Annotated in this window: 11 protein-coding genes and 1 pseudogene; 6 read left to right on the top strand and 6 right to left on the bottom strand. The window is 66.7% G+C overall.

What is annotated here, in order from left to right; all coding sequences use genetic code 11:
• Nucleotides 1-151 precede the first annotated feature (151 nt).
• The gene (locus tag EKL94_RS20420; protein WP_126930433.1) at nt 152-859 is read right to left on the bottom strand and encodes a helix-turn-helix transcriptional regulator; all 708 of its coding nucleotides are present in this window, start codon (nt 857-859) and stop codon (nt 152-154) included.
• The gene (locus EKL94_RS20415) at nt 859-1,494 is read right to left on the bottom strand and encodes a Rossmann-fold NAD(P)-binding domain-containing protein (RefSeq protein ID WP_185830065.1); all 636 of its coding nucleotides are present in this window, start codon (nt 1,492-1,494) and stop codon (nt 859-861) included. The genes EKL94_RS20420 and EKL94_RS20415 overlap by 1 nt, the downstream gene beginning before the upstream one ends.
• Nucleotides 1,495-1,599: 105 nt before the next feature.
• On the opposite strand from EKL94_RS20415, the gene EKL94_RS20410 reads away from it, so the two are divergent.
• Nucleotides 1,600-3,138, top strand: coding sequence for a GGDEF domain-containing protein (locus EKL94_RS20410; protein WP_126930431.1), 1,539 nt, complete (start codon nt 1,600-1,602; stop codon nt 3,136-3,138).
• A gap of 535 nt (nt 3,139-3,673) precedes the next feature.
• On the opposite strand, the gene EKL94_RS20405 is transcribed toward EKL94_RS20410, so the two are convergent.
• Nucleotides 3,674-4,600 carry a DUF808 domain-containing protein gene (locus tag EKL94_RS20405; RefSeq protein WP_126930430.1) on the bottom strand — a complete coding sequence of 309 codons (927 nt, stop codon included), beginning with the start codon at nt 4,598-4,600 and terminating at the stop codon, nt 3,674-3,676.
• Between the two features lie 206 nt (nt 4,601-4,806).
• On the opposite strand from EKL94_RS20405, the pseudogene EKL94_RS20400 reads away from it, so the two are divergent.
• A pseudogene (locus EKL94_RS20400) lies at nt 4,807-6,453 on the top strand (ABC1 kinase family protein); the annotation flags it as partial.
• A gap of 241 nt (nt 6,454-6,694) precedes the next feature.
• Nucleotides 6,695-8,800 (top strand): phosphoglycerol transferase I, encoded by a 2,106-nt coding sequence (locus EKL94_RS20395; RefSeq protein WP_126930429.1) that lies wholly within the window; start codon nt 6,695-6,697, stop codon nt 8,798-8,800.
• Between the two features lie 552 nt (nt 8,801-9,352).
• Here EKL94_RS20395 and EKL94_RS20385 read toward each other — a convergent pair.
• Nucleotides 9,353-11,719, bottom strand: coding sequence for a DUF3772 domain-containing protein (locus tag EKL94_RS20385; RefSeq protein WP_126930428.1), 2,367 nt, complete (start codon nt 11,717-11,719; stop codon nt 9,353-9,355).
• A gap of 147 nt (nt 11,720-11,866) precedes the next feature.
• Nucleotides 11,867-12,115 carry a hypothetical protein gene (locus EKL94_RS20380; protein WP_049422925.1) on the bottom strand — a complete coding sequence of 83 codons (249 nt, stop codon included), beginning with the start codon at nt 12,113-12,115 and terminating at the stop codon, nt 11,867-11,869.
• 182 nt (nt 12,116-12,297) lie between these two features.
• Here EKL94_RS20380 and EKL94_RS20375 point away from each other — a divergent pair, with 182 nt between their 5' ends.
• The 3 genes from EKL94_RS20375 to EKL94_RS20365 all read left to right on the top strand — a co-directional run bounded on the left by EKL94_RS20375 (nt 12,298) and on the right by EKL94_RS20365 (nt 14,623).
• Nucleotides 12,298-12,792 carry a lipocalin family protein gene (locus tag EKL94_RS20375; protein ID WP_126930427.1) on the top strand — a complete coding sequence of 165 codons (495 nt, stop codon included), beginning with the start codon at nt 12,298-12,300 and terminating at the stop codon, nt 12,790-12,792.
• Between the two features lie 13 nt (nt 12,793-12,805).
• A complete protein-coding gene (locus EKL94_RS20370; protein ID WP_126930426.1) occupies nt 12,806-14,014 on the top strand; it encodes an NAD(P)/FAD-dependent oxidoreductase in 1,209 nt (402 codons plus the stop codon).
• A gap of 126 nt (nt 14,015-14,140) precedes the next feature.
• On the top strand, nt 14,141-14,623 hold the full coding sequence (locus tag EKL94_RS20365) for a hypothetical protein (RefSeq protein WP_126930425.1): 483 nt from the start codon (nt 14,141-14,143) through the stop codon (nt 14,621-14,623).
• A gap of 179 nt (nt 14,624-14,802) precedes the next feature.
• Here EKL94_RS20365 and EKL94_RS20360 read toward each other — a convergent pair whose 3' ends face one another.
• Nucleotides 14,803-15,237 carry a PepSY domain-containing protein gene (locus EKL94_RS20360; protein WP_126930424.1) on the bottom strand — a complete coding sequence of 145 codons (435 nt, stop codon included), beginning with the start codon at nt 15,235-15,237 and terminating at the stop codon, nt 14,803-14,805.
• Between the last annotated feature and the right edge of the window lie 304 nt (nt 15,238-15,541).

Raw genomic sequence — 15,541 nt, 5'->3', positions numbered from 1 at the left:
TGGTAGAGGTCGAGCTTGCTCGACTGCTATTCGCGAAGATCAAGGGCAGTCGAGCAAGCTCGACATCTACCAGGAGCAAAGAGCAAAGGCCACCACCCCATCCCACCAGCAGCACGAAGCGAAACACGGAAGCAGGCGAACAAGCTCGACGCTACGAACGATCCAACCAGTCCGGCGCGATGCCCTGTGCCTTCTGCCAGCGCCGCAGCAGCGTGGCGCGTGGCACGAGGTAGCGATCCTCCAGCACGCGCACCTGGCGGATACGGTCCAGCCGGAAATGACGGAAATCCTCGCGGCTCTCACACCACGCCGCCAGCATCGGCACCTCATCGAAGTAGCCCAGCGCGAACGGCCAGACGATGCGCTCGCTGCGCCGGCCGTGCGCATCCTCGTAGCCGAACTTCAGGCGCTGCTGCGAACCCACTGCTTCGCGCACGGCCTGCAGACGTGCAGGCGGCACCTTGGCCGCGGCGCGCGAAGGGCCAACGCGCAGACCACTGTCACGCAAGGCCTCGCGGCGTGCTGCTGGCAGCACATGCGCGATACGCGCCAGTGCATCACGTGCGGCCTCGGCCAGCGCCGGCTCGGTGCGCGCGGCAACCCAGCGCAGGCCCAGCACCAACGCGTCAATCTCGGCGGGCGGCAGGGTCATCGGTGGCAGGGTATCGCTCGGCGCCAGCTGGTAGCCGACGCCAGCCTCGCCACGCAGGTCGGCGCCCTGCTCGCGCAGGGTTTCGATATCGCGGTACAGCGTGCGCAGGCTGATGCCCAGCGCGTCGGCCAGCACCTGCCCGGCCACCGGCCGCCGATGGCGGCGCAGCAGCTGTTGAAGCTGTGTCAGGCGCAGCGCACGCGACATCAGCCGACCAGTGCGCTCGATGCCACCACGTGCTCACCCGGTTGCGGGGCCAGCGCGGCCTCGACCAGTGCCTTGGCGATCTCGCTGGCCGGGTTGATCCGCCACGCCCGTGGCAACACCGGTCCCAATGCACCCAGCACCGTCAGCGCCAGGCGCTCGCCACGACGCACCTCGCTGCGCTCGCCCCCGATCAGCCCTGGGCGGACCAGGGTCAACGAGTTGAAGCCCAGCGCGCGCAGATCGCGCTCCAACTCACCCTTCACCCGGCTGTAGAAGATCGACGACTGCGGGTTAGCGCCAGCCGCGGAATTCAGCACATAGGCCTGCGCACCCTGCGCCTGCGCCAGGCGGGCGAACGCCAGCGGGTAGTCATGGTCGATGCGATGGAAGGCCTCGCGGCTGCCAGCCTGGGCAATGGTGCTGCCCAGCGCACAGATGACCGCGTCCACGCGCGCCCACTCGGCGGCGGCAGGCAGCGCATCGAAGGCCAGCACCGGGTTCTCCAGCTTCCCGTCGGTTACGCCCAACGGGCGGCGGGTGGGAGCAACCACGCCACTGCAGCGCGGGTCGTCCAGCAGCCGGGACAGGGTCAGCCCGCCCACCAGGCCCGTCGCCCCCAGCAACATCACGCGCATCACCACCTCCACTGCGGCATCCTGTCGCCCATCCTAGCCGTTCAAGCCGTCGGCGGCCGCGCCGATATGCTGGAACCAGTCCCTGCCAGCCCCAGGATTCGCTCCATGACGGACCAGCCCGACCACCGCCCAGCCCCCGGTACCGCCCTTGGGCCGCCGGCACGCGTGCGCGCGGTGGTGGACGATGGGCTGGGCGACCGCGTGGTACTGCAGGGCGGGGGTGGCGTGGCACTGCAGCAGCTGTTCGCCGGCGCCGACGCGCCGGAGCCGCTGCTGGCGGCGTTCGCCAACGGCATGGCCACCCTGCCCGGCGAGCTGGGCGACATGGGTGACCGCCTGCAATCGGCGCAGGCCAGCGCCGATTGGCCGCGCTATGGACGCGCGATGCGGCAGTTGATCGACAAGTACATCCGCACCATCGAACAGCATTCGCCGGATGGGCAGCCGGAAAGCCTGCGCATGTCCGAGCAGCTGCGCCTGCTGCTGGGCGGCGCGGTGGTAGCTCTGCTGCAGCACGACCCGGATCTGCGTGAACAGGCGCAGGCACTGGCCATGCACCTGCGCCAGTGGCAGCCGGGTACCGCACTGGAGCCGATCGAACAGGGCGTGCGCGAACTCGGCCACCAGGTCGGCGTGCGCGCCGAGAGCTGGCAGGAGCAGCAGGCGCTGCTGCTGGAGCTGTTCGCGCTGCTGTTGGAAAACGTGAGCGAGCTGCTGGATGACCGCAGCTGGCTGCAGGGCCAGATCGCTGCGGTGCGCCAGCTGCTGGACGGGCCGCTGGAAGCTGAAGCAGTCGAGCGCACCCGCGCCGAACTGCGTGAAGTGATCTACAAGCAGGGCCTGCTACGCCAGGGCATCGACGATTCCAAAGCGGCGATGCGCGGGTTGATGGGCGAGTTCATCGAACGCATGGATGGCATGGCCACCAGCACCGGTGAATATCACGACCGAATCGGCAGCTACGCGCTGCAACTGCGTGAGGCGCGCAGCATCGCCGACCTCAACCAGCTGCTGCAGGACGTGATGCGCGACACCGGCAAGGTGCAGCAGCAGGCCGCGCAGGCCCGCGATCACCTGGCCAATGCGCGGCAGGAAGTGGAACGTGCAGAGCAGCGCATTGCCGAGTTGGAGCAGGAACTGCGTGCCGCTGGTGACCTGGCACGCATCGATCCACTGACCCAGGCGCTGAACCGTCGCGGCCTGGACGAACTGCTGCAGCGTGAACTGGCGCGCGCCGCGCGCAACAACTCACCGCTGGGCGTGGCGATGATCGACCTGGATGATTTCCACCTGACCAACGAGGCGCACGGCCACGCCGGTGGCGATGCATTGCTGCAGCACCTGGTGGCCGTGTGCAAGCTGCTGCTGCGCGCCACCGACGGCATCGCACGGCTGGGTGGCGACGAGTTCGTGCTGGTGCTGCCGGAAACCCAGGGTGCCGACAGCATGGCCACCGTGCAGCGCCTGCAGCGCTCGCTGGCGCACCGCGTGCTGACCGTGCAGGACCAGCGCGTGCCAGTGCATTTCAGCGCTGGGTTAGCGCAATGGCAGCCGGGCGACGATACCGAAACCCTGCTGCGCCGCGCCGATGACGCGCTGTATGCGGCCAAGCGGCAGGGCAAGAACCGGGTGCAGGCGGGCTGACCGTCCGGCCCGCCGCAAACCGCTTTGGTAGGTGCCAACCTTGGTTGGCACGCGCGGGAAACGAAGCGCCGACCAAGGTCGGCCTCTACCGGGAAATCCGCCGGCGACGATGCCGACCACCCTGAACCGCTTTGGTAGGTGCCAACCTTGGTTGGCGCACGCGGGAAACGAAGCGCCGACCAAGGTCGGCCTCTACCGGGGAACCCGCCGGCGACGATGCCGACCACCCTAAACCGCTTCGGTAGGTGCCAACCTTGGTTGGCACGCGCGGGAAACGAAGCGCCGACCAAGGTCGGCCTCTACCGGGGAACCCGCCGGCGACGATGCCGACCACCCTGAACCGCTTTGGTAGGTGCCAACCTTGGTTGGCACGCGCGGGAAACGAAGCGCCGACCAAGGTCGGCCTCTACCGGGAAATCCGCCGGCGACGATGCCGACCACCCTGAACCGCTTTGGTAGGTGCCAACCTTGGTTGGCGCGCGCGGGAAACGAAGCGCCGACCAAGGTCGGCCTCTACCTTGCGATCCGCCGGTGATTACTTCCCGCGCAGCTTCTGGAACCCGGTCACCGCCGCCAGCACGATGGCGCCGGCGATGATGCCGACCACCATGTTGGCCGCAGCACTGATCAGCCAGCCCCACTGCCCCTCGCCGCCCAGCGCCTGCACCGCGTGGTGCAGCGCCGGCACGTTGTGCACCAGGATGCCGCCACCGACCAGGAACATGGCGATGGTGCCGGCCACCGACAGGAACTTCATCAGCCACGGTGCCGAGGCGACCAGGCCACGACCGAAGGCAGCCACAGCCCCACCCTTGCGCGACAGGTACAGGCCGACGTCATCAAGCTTGACGATGCCCGCGACCAGTCCATAGACGAAGACCGTCATCGCCAGTGCAACCACGGCCAGCGTGACCACCTGGTTGGTGAACGGCGCGGTAGCGACCACGCCCAGGGTCAATACGATGATCTCGGCGGAGAGGATGAAGTCGGTGCGGATCGCGCCTTTTACCTTGTCCTTCTCCCACGCCACCATGTCCACCTGGGTATCGGACAGTGCCTTGCGCCGTTCGGCCTGATGCTCGGCGTCGTCCTCGGCTGAGTGCAGGAAGCGGTGGGCCAGCTTCTCCACGCCCTCGAAGCACAGGAAGGCACCACCGATCATCATCAGCGGCACGATCAGCGGCACGTTCCAGCCGCGGCTGTGCAGCCAGGCCTCCAGCGCGCTGATCGCCAGTGCCGCCGGGACCAGGATCACCTTGTTGACCAGCGAGCCCTTGGCCACCGCCCACACCACCGGCAGCTCGCGGTTGGCGTTGACCCCGGTAACCTGCTGCGCGTTCAGCGCCAGGTCGTCGCCCAGCACGCCGGCGGTCTTCTTCGCCGCGACCTTGGTCAGGACCGAGACATCGTCGAGGAGGGTGGCGATATCGTCGAGCAGGGCGAACAGGCTGGCACCGGCCATGGGAAGTCCAGAGAGGGAATGAGCGGATTCTGACCGATACCGGGGCGGCTGCGGAAGCGGTCGGATTCACCGCGTGCCTACCGCCCCCCGGCGACACTGCGGAATCCGGACATTGCCGGCCAGCGGCCGGCACGACCGTCTTTGCCGCATGGGAGTTCCGCTTGAGCAATCCGCCCACCGCCAATGGCAATCCCCCGCTGGTCAAAGGCATGAACCGGCGCAGCCAGATCCTGCGCCTGCTGATGCGCTACCGCCATTCGGGCGTGTTCTCGGGCATGAACCTGGACGCCGCCAGCAACCAGGCCGACGTGCCGGCTGACGGCAACCCGGAACAGTTCGTCAGCGACCTGGAAGCGCTGGGGCCGACCTTCGTCAAGCTGGGCCAGATGCTCTCTACCCGCCCGGACATGGTGCCGGTGGAGTTCGCCACGGCGCTGGAGCGCATGCAGGAAAAGGTGGCCGAGATTCCGGTCGAGCGCATCCATGCCATCGTCGAGCAGGAGCTGGGCGCACCGGTGAACAAGCTGTTCGCCGCGTTCGATCCCGAGCCGCTGGGCTGTGCGTCGATTGCGCAGGTGCATCGCGCGGTGCTGCACGATGGCCGCCAGGTGGCGGTGAAGGTGCAGAAGCCTGAAGTGGCGGCACAACTGCGCTCGGACCTGGAGGCGCTGCGCAGCTTCGCGCTGGCCGCCGACCACCTGACCCAGGTGGGCCGCCGCGTGCGCCTGCGCGACTGGCTCAACGAGTTCGCCAAGACCCTGATGCAGGAGCTGGACTATCACGCCGAGGCCGAGAACCTGGCCCGTTTCGGCCGACACCTGAAGCCGTTCCGCCGCCTGTGGATTCCGCAGCCGCTGTGGGACTACAGCAGCCAGCGCGTACTGACCATGGAACTGGCCACCGGCGTACGTGTGGATGCAATTCCCGATGTGCGCCGCACCGAACAATCGATGGACCCGCTGGCGGCGGCGCTGATCCGCGGCTACCTGGACCAGATCTTCGTACATGGCGAGATCCACGCCGACCCGCACCCCGGCAACCTGCGGGTGATGCCGGATGGACGGCTGGCGATCTTCGACCTGGGCATGGTCGCGCACATGCCGCCGCGCCTGCGCGAGCGCCTGCTGAAGATCCTGTTCGCCGCGGTCGATGGCCGTGGCGAGGAAGTAGCCGATGACCTGATCAGCATCAGCACGCGGCTGGAGGCGTTCGACGAAGAGCGCTACCTGCGCGAGACCGGCCAGCTGATCGCACGCTATGCGGCCAGTGGCAGTTTCTCCGAAGGCCGCGTGGTGCTGGACATGGTGCGCATCGCCACCGCCTGCGGCCTGCGCACACCGCCGGAGCTGAGCCTGCTCGGCAAGGCCCTGCTCAACCTGGAAACCGTATGCCGCTTGCTGGCACCGGACCTGGATACCCGCCGCATCGTCGAACGCCAGCTGCAGCACGTGATGCGTGCGCGCCTGAAAAAATCCCTGTCTGCGGCCAACCTCGCCAGCGAGGCAATGGAGCTGCAGCAGCTGCTGCGCGATGGGCCACGCAAGCTGTCGGACATCATGGCGCTGCTGGCCGAGAACCGCCTGCAGATGAAGGTGACCGGCCTGGAAGAATCGCGGTTGATGGAGAACCTGCAGAAGATCGCCAACCGCGTGGCGGCCGGCATCATCAGTGCGGCATTGATCATGGCTGCGGCAATGATGATGAAGATCGACACCGGCTGGCACCTGTTCGGCTACCCGCTCATCGCCCTGATTCTGTTGTTCATCGGCGTGGTGCTCGGCCTTGGCATCGTGACCAGTGCATTGCTGTTCGACCGTCGTGCGCGGGCACGCGAAGAACGCGGGCATCGCTAGCGCGTCAGAGAAAACACCCGTATTCATGCGGTTTTTAATGCAATCCAACGAACCATTTCACGCTCGTTTTACCTTCTGAGCGCGATTTCGCGCGCGTCATTTCAACAAACATTTCAGTCAGGTTCGTGCATGCACTATCGGGTCATCGGCCTGTCATGTGCATGTGCTTGCGACAGCGCCGGTCGGATGGACACGCGTCGGTACGACGTCCATCAACATCCCGTCACTGCCGAAGCTGCCTATGCTCTGGATACTGTTGTTGTCGTTGTTGCTGCTGTGCTGGCTGTTCCTCGCGTCCAACAAGTGGGTGTGGTGGAAGGCCGGTGCATTCTCGCTGCTGCTGCTCATGCTCAGCGCATGGTGGCTGATCGACAAGCTATCCGGTGATGGGCTCAACGCTGCAACCCTGTACCACCTCGGCGCTGACATGGAAGGCGCCGGTGTCTCCGACTTCAAGGGCTACATCGCCGGCTTCATCGTGCTGGCGCTGGTCTCGCTGCTGCCGCTGTTCGCCACGCGGGTGAAGCGCTGGCGCCGGCCCGGCCACGGTGGCGCGTTGTTCGCCGGGTTCGCGGCCGTGTGGGTGGCCACGATCATGATCAGCCCGCTGGCCCGCGACGGCCAGCGCCTCTACCAGCAGCTGCGCCCGGTGGACTTCGCGCGCATCGCCCCCGAGTACCAGGTGCCGACGCAGCCGCTGCAGCGCCCGCGCAACATCGTCTGGATCTACGGCGAGAGCCTGGAGCGCACCTACCTGGACGAGAGCGTGTTCCCGGGCCTGATGCCCAATCTCAACCGCCTGGCCGCGAAGTCGCTGGATGTGCGCGGGCTGGCCTCGGCCGAGGGCAGCGGCTGGACCATCGCCGGCCTGGTGTCGTCGATGTGCGGCGTGCCGTTGACCACCTCGCAGGGCGATGAGAACAGCATGGACCGCATGGGCAGCTTCCTGCCCAAGGCGGTGTGCCTGGGCGACTACCTGAAGCAGCAGGGCTACACCAACCATTATCTTGGCGGTGCCAACGGCCAGTTCGCCGGCAAGGGCCAGTTCCTGGCCAGCCACGGCTTTGATGAAGTGCATGACCTGGCGTGGTTCAAGCAGCAGAAGAAGATCGGCCGCATCCACTACTCGGCCTGGGGCGTGCACGACGACGTGCTGCTGGATACCGCCTACCAGCGCTTCGAGCAGCTCTCGCGCGCCGGTTCACCGTTCATGCTGACCACGCTGACCATGGACACCCACCACCCGGCAGGTCACCTGCCGGTGTCGTGCAAGGGCGAGCGCTACCAGAGCCAGTACGGCAACATCAACATGCTCAACGCGCTCAAGTGCAGCGACCGGCTGATCTCGCAGCTGGTGCAGCGCATCCAGGCCAGCCCGTACGGCAAGGACACGCTGATCGTGATCGCCTCCGACCACCTGGCGATGCCCAACGATCTGACCCACATCCTGACCCGGCAGAAGCGCGAGAACCTGCTGCTGTTCCTGGGCGATGGCATTGCCCCGCAGCAGCTCAGCGCCGACGCCGGCACCACCCTGGATTCGGGTGCGACCCTGCTCAGCCTGCTGGACCCGAACCTGAAGACGATGGGCTTTGGCCGTTCACTGATCGATACCCAGCGCGCGCCCAGCGCCAGCGTGGCCACCCAGCGCGATGGCGGCCGCGATTATCCGCAGTACCTGGCCTTCGCGCGTTCGCTGTGGCTGGGCGAACCGACCCGCGAGCTGAAGATCGACGGCGATGACCAGGTGGTGGTCGGCCTGCAACACGTGCAGCCGCCGGTACTGCTGGAGTACGACAAGGACTGGGGGTTGAAGTCGGTGTACCTGGAAAACACCTCGCGCCAGTTCGATGATGCCAACCCGGACAACACCCTGGCCTACGTCGACCGTTGCACCGCATTCGAGGATGGCTCAGCCGACGGTGACTGGTGTGCCCTGCTGGTCAACCGTGACAACGGCATCAAGCTCTACCGCGACAACGACCTGCGTGGCGGCATCGCGGTGGATGCACCGCTGGACGCATTCCAGGGCCCGCGCCCGAGCGTGCGCCAGGCGCACATGATCACCCAGAAGGGTCGCCGCACCCGCGCCGGCCAGTACATGCTGCAGCTGGTGGCGAGCACGCGCCCGGATCGTGGTTTCTGGATCGAGGCGGTGTCCTCGCAGCGCAAGGTGGTGCTGGCCCAGCAGTGGGTGCAGCCCGATGCCAACGGCAAGATCAACGTGTCGTTCGGGCTGGACCACGAAGTGGATGATCTGGAGATCCGCGCGTGGTTGAACCATGCCGAGAAGCTGGCGGTGGATACGTTCGCACTGGTGCCGTCGCGCAGCCGACCGCGGGGATAGGGTTCTTTGCAGGGCTGCGCCCTGCACCCGTGGTAGTGCCGGCCGCTGGCCGGCAACCTCAGAAGCAACGGCAACAGGGGGCATTGCGTGGGATGGCTGGGTGGGTCCAGTTGCGGGGGACGCTGCAAGTACGTCCATGTAAGCTCGGTCGCCGCATCCATGCGGCTCACGCCCCCGCAACCGGACCCACCCAGCCTTCGACAGTTTCCCGCGATCTGTCGGAACGGCATGGCGTGCTCTTGGTGGGTGTCGACCTTGGTCGACACGTAGATCCACGCCATGCGTGGATGTTCTTCGATCAATTGTCGAGATATTCGATTTCGATGGAGATTCATCCACGCATGGCGTGGATCTACTGGCCACCGGGAAACTGTCAAAGGTGGGGCGGTGTGGGTGGGCAGGACCGTTGGTGCCATGGATGGCGCCATCGAGCCCCCATGGATGGGTTTACGGCGTGTCCTGCCCACCCACACCACCCCGCCATCCCACGGAATGCACACTGTTGCTGTTGCTGTTGCTGTTGCTTCTGAGGTTGCCGGCCAGCGGCCGGCACTACTGCGGATCGCGGGTGATGTGTATGTCGGTCGGGGTCGACAGCGGGATGTTCCGCTCGGCGAGGATCTGCAGCAGGCTGAAGTACAGATCGCTGCGGGTGGCGTAGACCTGTCGCGGGCTGGCTACGTACGCAAAGCTGTTGATGGTGATCTGGCCACCGGCAATGCTGTCGATGTAGACCGTCGGTGCCGGCTGCTTCAGCACGTTGGTGTGCGCGGTGTACGCATCCAGCATCGCCTGCCGCAGATTGCCGACGTCGGTGCTGGGTGGCACCGCGAACTGGATCTGGATGCGGCCCTGGTTGTTGCCCATCGTCATGTTGCGCACGGTCTTGGTGACCAGCTCGGAGTTGGGCACGATCAACGTCGACTTGTCGCCCACCTGGATCTCGGTCGATCGCAGGCTGATGCGGCGGATGTCGCCCTCCTGGTCACCCAGCTTCACCCAGTCGCCGATCTTCACCGGCCGCTCGGCCAGCAGGATCAGGCCGGAGACAAAGTTCTGGGTGATCACCTGCAGGCCGAAACCAATACCCACCGACAGCGCGCTGACCAGCAATGCCAGTTTGCTCAGCTGCAGGCCCATCGCGCTCAGCGCCCAGATCACCGCGATGATGATGCCGACGTAGCGGGCAACCGTACTGACCGAATTACGTGCGCCCAGGTCCAGTTCGGTCTTGGGCAGATAGGTGTCGGTCAGCCAGCGCTGCACCAGCTGGGTGATCGCCAGGCCGGCCAGCAGCGCCAGTACCGCCATCACGATCCCTGCCGGTGCCAGCTTGGTGCCACCGATATCGAATCCGGTCGTGAACAGTGAAGTGAATCGCTCCACTACTGCGCCGATGTTGCCGAACGGCGCCACCAGGGCAAGCAGCGTGAGCAGCACGACCACGGTACGCAGCGCCGCCGACAGCAGCACGCCGGCCTGCTCCAGCCGCGACACGCTCAGGCCGGTACTGAGCAGGATGGTCTGGCCGACCTTGCTGTCGGCATTGAGCGCCCACGTGCTCAGGTCATCGACGAACTTGAACAGCAGGGTCGCCGCCAGCACCACGATGCTGCCGCCGATCAGCTGCTGGTTCACGAACTTGGCGAAATTCAGGTAGCCCAGCAACGTCGCGACGATGGCGGCCACCACCGCGACGTTGCCCGCCACGCGAGCCAGTACCAGCCAGCTGCTGCGGCGCACCGGCGTGGCCGCGCCCACGCCATCGGCCTGTGCCTCAAGCTTGGCCTCTGCTTCGGCGGTCTGCCGGCGGTGCAGGCGCGCCAGGGTCACCAGCATGGCCATGATCAGGCCGAGGTAGGTCAGCGCAATCAGGCCATCCAGCGCCACCGTGGTGACGTCGCTGGTACGCGTGGCTTGATCGAGGGCCAACAGCACCGTGCTCAGCCAGGCCAGCGCCGCCGCGCCCCAGGCGTACTTGCGCAGCTTCAGTGCGGCGGTGTCATCCAGATTCAGCAACCGCCATGACGGGCGCTTGGGCACCAGCATGCAGGCACTGAGTGCAGCGATGAAGGCGGCGCGGAAGGTGGCCGTCTCCAGGCCGTCGGCCACCACCTGCAGGCGCGGCGCGATGGCATCGATCGCATCGAGCGCTGCCATCAGCACCACCACGGCATAGCCGGGCAGCAGCGTACCGACCAGCAGCAGCCACATGGCCAATCCGGAGCGGCGCAGGCGACCGTCCGGCGCACGCTCGGAGGCTGCGAACCCGCGGCCCAGCCTACGCAGCCACAGCCGCAGCGGGAACATCATCACCAACGCAGCGATCAGGCCCAGCAACGGCGTGCCCCAGCCATTGGCCCGGACGCCGGCGACGAACGTATCGCGCCCCTGCTCGGCCAACGGCGCGACCCGTGCGATATCGATCGGCAGGCGCTCGGCAACCTTGCTCCACAGCGCCGGAGACAACGGCGAGGCGACCTTCTTCCCCATGTCTTCGGCGCGTTGTGCAGTGCGCTGCTGGTCGATGTCGGTTGCCAGCTGCTGGGCACGCACGGCACTGGTCTTGGCCTGTGCCACCGACGCGGCCAGGCCATCGCGCTGCTTGTTGATGGTGCGCCTCTGCGCCGCCAGTTCGGGCGGCTCGGTGGCGCCCTCGGCAGGCGTGCCCAGCTGCGCCAGTTGTTCGTCGAAGCGAACCAGCTGTGGCTGCAGCTCCTTTTCCAGCGCCTCGGCGTCACGCCGCGCCTGCGAAGCATTCTCGGACAGCATCGCCAGCGTCTCGATGGCTTCAGCATCGCCGCGCTTGCGATCGATCTCCTTCAGCCTGGAATCGATCTGCGCCAGCTGCTGCTTTGGCGTGGCGTCTTCATCCTGTGCCAGCACCGGCGCGGACAGCAGGAGGGCGGCGCACAGCATCAGGACCCACCAGGGCCCCCGTGCACGGATCGATCGCAGGAAAGAAGACAAGCCAGCCACACCGGTTCGCGCGGACCACCGCGCCTGCGCGCGACTATACGGCAGAGGCGGTCAAGGGCGGATGGGCGGCCCTGGCAGCGTCGAGCATCAGTACTTCAGGCGCAGCTCTTCCACGGCCGGCTGCTGCAGCGCGTACCAGTCCTGGAACTCTTCCTCGGTGATCTCATCGGGCGCGTACACCGCCACCGGGTGCCAGTCGTGGTCGGTCGGCAGCGGCTGGCGCGGGCCGGCACGCAGGCTGTAGGCCACGCCTTCGTAGTCCACCAGGTCATCGACCTGCGGCCACTGTTCGCGTGCGAACGCGGATTCACTCTTCAACAGGATCACCTGGTACATCGGCACCTCCACCTCGGTTGGATCAGGAAAACACGGCGCTGGCTGCAGGATACCGCCATGCCGATGACAACGGGCGCTCCGCCGGGGCGACGGAACGTTCTGGACACGGCCATCGCCCCGGCTTCACCCGCCCATGGCAAGGCCATCGGCATCGTGGAGGCCCCCCCCTGCCACGACCGCCGATGACCGAGCACCCGCCGCTGAAGACCGTTGCCGACCTCAAGCTGCCCCGCTACCTGGGCACCTGGTACGAGATCGCGCGCCTGCCGATGCGCCATGAACCGGAAGGCTGCACCGACGTGTCGGCGCACTACACCCTGCTCGACAACGGCAACGTCGGCGTCACCAACCGCTGCCGTATGGATGGCGAGGTCGAGGAGGCCACCGGCGAGGCCTGTGCCGTCGACAACGACAGCGCGCGCCTGGAGGTGAGCTTCCTGCCCAAGGGCCTGCGCTGGTTGCCGTTCGCCAAGGGCGACTACTGGGTGATCCAGGTCGCTCCGGACTACAGCGTGTCGCTGGTTGGCAGCCCGGACCGCAAGTACCTGTGGCTGCTGGCCCGCGAACCGCAGCTGGACGCCACCGTGCAGGACCATTATCTGGCCACCGCCCGCCTGCAGGGCTTCGATCTGTCCGAACTGATCCAGACCCCGCACACCGGCCGTCCCACCGCCTGAGCAGCACACGGCCATGGACCTGAAGAGTGGTTACCCGTGGTGGGCGGTACGCAATGGATTGATCCAAGCGTTCCCGCCGCTGGAGAACGACCTGCGCTGCGACGTGCTGGTGGTCGGCGGCGGCATCACCGGTGCGCTGATTGCGGACGAACTGTCCCGGCATGGCCACGACGTGGCAGTGATCGAGCAGCGCGACATCGGCTGGGGCAGCACGGCTGCCAGCACCGCGCTACTGCAGTACGAGATCGATACCCACCTGCTGGAACTGGCCCAGCGCTACGGCGAGGACGCCGCTGCACTGGCTTACCGGGCCTGTGCGGAGGCGATTCCGGCGCTGGGCGAGGTCGCTCGCGGCCTGAAAGACGTGGATTTCCAGCGTATGGACAGCCTGTACCTGGCCAGCCGCCATCGCGACGTGCCGCGCCTGATGGCCGAAGGTGAGGCGCGGCGCAGCATCGGCCTGGATGCCCGCTGGCTGGGCCCGGAGGCACTGCAGGAACGCTTCGACGTGGACGCCGGTGGTGCCCTGCTCACGCGCCAGGCGGCGCGGGTCGATCCCTATCGCCTGACCTATGGGTTGCTGCAACGTGTGCGCCGTCGCGGCGGCCAGGTGCATGACCGCACGGTGCTGCACACGCTCACACCCACCGCACGCGGCGTGAGCGCCCTCACCGAGGGCGGCGCCACGATCCATGCCCGCCACGTGGTGCTGGCAATGGGCTATGCCAACCAGCGCTGGCTCAAGCAACGGGTCGCACGCAACCGCAGCAGCTACGCTTTCATCACCGATCCCATCGATGCGGACGTGCTCGGCCGGCTGCGCAACACGATGGTGTGGGAAAGCGCCCGCCCCTACCTGTACCTGCGCGCCACCGGCGAGCGTCGCCTGCTGGTGGGCGGGCTGGACGACGCCATCGACATCCCCGCCCGCCGCGACCGGCGCGTAGAGCGCAAGGCCGACACGCTGATGAAACAGCTGCTGCATTGGTTCCCACGGCTGGACCCGGTGCCGGCGTTTTCCTGGGCCGGCACCTTCGCCGAAACGGCCGACGGCCTGCCGTTCTTCGGCCCGCACGATCAGTGGGGCCCGAGGGTGAATTTCGCCATGGCCTATGGCGGCAACGGCATCACCTATTCAATGATCGGCGCGCAGCTGCTGCGGGCCCGGATCGAACGGCACAAGCATCCGCTGGCGGGGCTGTTCGGGTTCGGACGGCTGTAGCGTGCAGTCAGGCATGGCCTGGCTCTACCGCAAGCGGGCGCCGACAGGCATCATTCAAGCAACCCCTGCTAGCGTCGGGCTGTACCGCCGCGTGTTGCGTGGCCACCTGTCCGCTGGAGCGCCGTCATGATCCGCCCCCTGACCCTGCTGCTGTGCCTGGCCCTGCCGGGAACCGTGCTGGCCCAGTCCGCCGCCGGCGCGACCGCGCCGCAGGCGACCGGCCTGGATCTGTCGCTGCCGCAGGCACCGATGCGCTATCTGAATGACCCGGCCCTGCAGCAGGACCCGCCGGGCACCTATTACGGCGACAAGAGCGGCCCGCGCGTGCACGACGACGCGAAGATCGCCGACGTGACCGACGACAAGGTCAAGGTGTCCGGCAGCTTCACTACCGGCATCGGTTATTCCAAGAATGGCGGCAACAGCCACTACAACGCGGCCACGCTGAACCTGAGCAAGAACTACACCACCGATGAGGGCAAGACCCACGGGGTCAACGTCAACATCCACGTGAGCGAAGGCAAGGGCCCGGGCTTCTTCGGCCCATATGGCGGCTACTACGGCCGCGGCCCGGGCTATTGGGATTACCCGCCGCCGTACGGCTGGTAACGCCCTGCGCCGGGCCTGGGCCGACCAAGGTCGGCCACTACCGCTGCGTACGCTTGGTAGGTGTCGACCTTGCATGTGCCGGTAGGTGTCGACCTCGCATGTGCCGGTGGGTGTCGACCTTGGTCGACACGCTTTCTCCCCGTGTGCCGACCAGCGACCGGCACCTACCCGCACGCGAATCAATCCAGCCAGCCATCGCGCTCGCTGTGCAGGATGCGGCCGTCATAACCACTCAGGCGCACCTCAACCTTCTGGTTGCGGGCATTGCGGGCTTCCAGCGACCAGGTCGCACCATCGCGTTCCAGCGAATGGATCTCGCGCAGGCCATGCGCCTGTGCCCGTGCCAGCACCTGCTCGGTGGTCAACAGCGCGCGGCGGCTGTGCTCGTCGAAGATCTCGCCGGTCTTCGGGTCCACGTAAACCTCGCTGAAGCGGCCATCGGCGCGGCTCACGTCGGCCTCCCACAGGCCATCATCGCGTTCGATCTCGTGGATCTGGGTGTAGCCGGCCTTGCGCAGGGTCTGTTCAACCTGGGCCATGCCCAGCGGCGCGGCCTGTACGGCCGGCGCGACGGCCAGCAGAGCAACAGTGGCGAGGGTGAGCGACTTCAACATGGGGGTTCTCCTGTTCGTGTTCGTGGCCGGACCATCCCGGCAACGCCACAATGCACCCCGTGGTTAACAGCTCCTTAGCCGGCACTGTTAGCCAGCTGTTAGTCACCCCCGCCACACTCACGCCTGTTCCTACAGCCCGCCTCTTGTACACATCTGACGCTGCCGCCGAACTTACGCGTGTGTATCGCACGTGTCGCCGCCCCATCCAAAAGACAAACAAAGGAACACCAACCGATCAGAACAACTAACACCAGACCACAGCACACGGCATACGTGCACGCTGCAAGCACATATTCGGACCACA

It is taken from the genome of Stenotrophomonas maltophilia (assembly GCF_003970865.1).
Lineage (GTDB): Bacteria > Pseudomonadota > Gammaproteobacteria > Xanthomonadales > Xanthomonadaceae > Stenotrophomonas > Stenotrophomonas maltophilia_AR.
The sequence above is the reverse complement of the archived record's forward strand: the minus strand, read 5'-3'. Positions and strand labels throughout refer to the sequence as shown.

Excerpts from the sequence above, each read along its gene's own strand:
- EKL94_RS20370 (WP_126930426.1), top strand. The coding sequence starts at position 12,806 with ATGGACCTGAAGAGTGGTTACCCGTGGTGGGCGGTACGCAATGGATTG.
- EKL94_RS20410 (WP_126930431.1), top strand. The coding sequence starts at position 1,600 with ATGACGGACCAGCCCGACCACCGCCCAGCCCCCGGTACCGCCCTTGGG.
- EKL94_RS20415 (WP_185830065.1), bottom strand. The coding sequence starts at position 1,494 with ATGCGCGTGATGTTGCTGGGGGCGACGGGCCTGGTGGGCGGGCTGACC.
- EKL94_RS20375 (WP_126930427.1), top strand. The coding sequence starts at position 12,298 with ATGACCGAGCACCCGCCGCTGAAGACCGTTGCCGACCTCAAGCTGCCC.
- EKL94_RS20385 (WP_126930428.1), bottom strand. The coding sequence starts at position 11,719 with ATGCTGTGCGCCGCCCTCCTGCTGTCCGCGCCGGTGCTGGCACAGGAT.
- EKL94_RS20380 (WP_049422925.1), bottom strand. The coding sequence starts at position 12,115 with ATGTACCAGGTGATCCTGTTGAAGAGTGAATCCGCGTTCGCACGCGAA.
- EKL94_RS20420 (WP_126930433.1), bottom strand. The coding sequence starts at position 859 with ATGTCGCGTGCGCTGCGCCTGACACAGCTTCAACAGCTGCTGCGCCGC.
- EKL94_RS20405 (WP_126930430.1), bottom strand. The coding sequence starts at position 4,600 with ATGGCCGGTGCCAGCCTGTTCGCCCTGCTCGACGATATCGCCACCCTC.
- EKL94_RS20395 (WP_126930429.1), top strand. The coding sequence starts at position 6,695 with ATGCTCTGGATACTGTTGTTGTCGTTGTTGCTGCTGTGCTGGCTGTTC.
- EKL94_RS20360 (WP_126930424.1), bottom strand. The coding sequence starts at position 15,237 with ATGTTGAAGTCGCTCACCCTCGCCACTGTTGCTCTGCTGGCCGTCGCG.
- EKL94_RS20365 (WP_126930425.1), top strand. The coding sequence starts at position 14,141 with ATGATCCGCCCCCTGACCCTGCTGCTGTGCCTGGCCCTGCCGGGAACC.